The sequence below is a fragment of the Kitasatospora sp. NPDC047058 genome (assembly GCF_040643935.1).
Classification (GTDB): Bacteria; Actinomycetota; Actinomycetes; order Streptomycetales; family Streptomycetaceae; genus Kitasatospora.
This window is the reverse complement of the sequence record NZ_JBEYVJ010000812.1, coordinates 1-1,675: the sequence shown is the minus strand read 5'-3', so window position 1 is coordinate 1,675 and position 1,675 is coordinate 1. Positions and strand designations below refer to the sequence as shown.

Sequence of the window (1,675 nt, the reverse complement as noted above, 5' to 3'; positions counted from 1 at the left end):
TGACCATCGCGGCGGGCCACCCGGCCCAGGGCAGCTCGATCGGCCTTGACGCCGACCACCGCGACGATGTCCCCGGCCACCGCCGCCTCGGCCTCGGCGTGCCGGTCGGCCTGCACCCGGAGGACCCGGGCGATCCGCTCGGTGCGTCCCGTGCCGGCGTCCAGCACCGTGTCCCCCTTCCGCAGTGTTCCCGAGTAGACGCGCAGATAGGTGAGCCGGCCGGTGGCGGTGGCGTTCACCTTGAAGACCAGCGCCGCGAACGGGCCGGCCGGGTCGGCGGTCCGCTCCTGCGCGGCGCCGCCGAGCGTGCCGCGCACGGCCGGCACGTCCAGCGGCGAGGGCAGGTAGGCCACCACGGCCTCCAGCAGCGGTTCGATGCCCCGGTTGCGGTAGGCCGAGCCGCAGAGCACGACCACGGCCTCACCCGTGCGGGTGAGTTCGCGCAGGGCGGCGGCCAGCGTGCCGGGGGTCAGCGCCCCCTGCGCGCAGAACTCCTCCAGCGCGCCGGGGTGGAGCCCGGCCACCGCCTCGTCCAGCGCGTGCCGGCGGCGCCCGGCCTCCTCGCGCAGGTCCTCGGGCACCGGACCCTCGCGGTAGCCGTTCGGCCAGGGAAGGTCCACCCAGGTCAGCGCGCGCATCCGGACCAGGTCGACCACGCCGGTGAACCCGTCCTCACGTCCGATCGGCAGCTGGACGGCCAGGGGCGCCGGGTGCAGCCGCTCGCGGATGGAGTCCACGGCGGCGTCCAGGTCGGCGCCGGCCCGGTCGAGCTTGTTGACGAAGGCGATCCGGGGCACGCCGTGCCGGTCGGCCTGCCGCCAGACGGACTCGCTCTGCGGCTCCACGCCCGCGACGGCGTCGAACACCGCCACCGCGCCGTCGAGCACCCGCAGCGAGCGTTCCACCTCGTCGGCGAAGTCCACGTGTCCGGGGGTGTCGATCAGGTTGATCCGGTGGCCGTCCCAGCCGCAGCTGACGGCCGCGGCGAAGATCGTGATGCCGCGGGCGCGCTCCTGCGGGTCGAAGTCGGTGACGGTGGTGCCGTCGTGCACCTCGCCGCGCTTGTGGGTCTCGCCGGTGAGGTAGAGGATCCGCTCGGTGACGGTGGTCTTGCCCGCGTCCACGTGGGCGAGGATGCCGAGGTTGCGGACGTCGGCGACGGTCTGGACGGTGGTGGTGAAGGGGTCGGTGCGCATGGCCCGGTGCCTTTCGGGGTGTTCCGGAAATGGGCTGCGCGATTGCGGCGACGGAACGGCCGCGGACCCGGGACGGCCCCGCCCCTGGCGACCACCCGGGCCGAAAGGGGCGGGGCGGTGGCGGGTTCAGGCGGTCGGGTCGATCAGGCGGTCGGGCGGTCAGGCGTTCGTCGCGGGCATCCGGTACCGGCCGCGCAGCGGGCACCGGACGCACGAGGACACCAGGATCACCTCGTACCGCGACGAGGGGACGACGACAGCGGTGCGGTAGCGCACGGCCTGTCCCTCCCTCGGTTCGTCACGGTGGCGCCGCCCCCGGAACGGTGGCGGCACGCGGCTGCGAGCCGAGTGTAGGCACCCCGGCGCACCCCGGTCACCGGGTTTTCCGCGCGGACACCCTCCTTGACGCCACGTCGGGCCCGTCGGCCGGACCCGGCCGGTCGCGCGGTCAGGGGGCGCTGCGGCAGGCGTCGCCCGTC

The 1,675-nt window shown here is 75.2% G+C and carries 1 protein-coding gene; it reads right to left on the bottom strand.

Annotated features, from left to right (window positions below; translation table 11 throughout):
* Positions 1-1,196 (bottom strand): GTP-binding protein (locus ABZ885_RS40740; RefSeq protein ID WP_360200197.1); only part of this gene is annotated, 1,196 nt, incomplete at its 3' end.
* Positions 1,197-1,675: the final 479 nt, after the last annotated feature.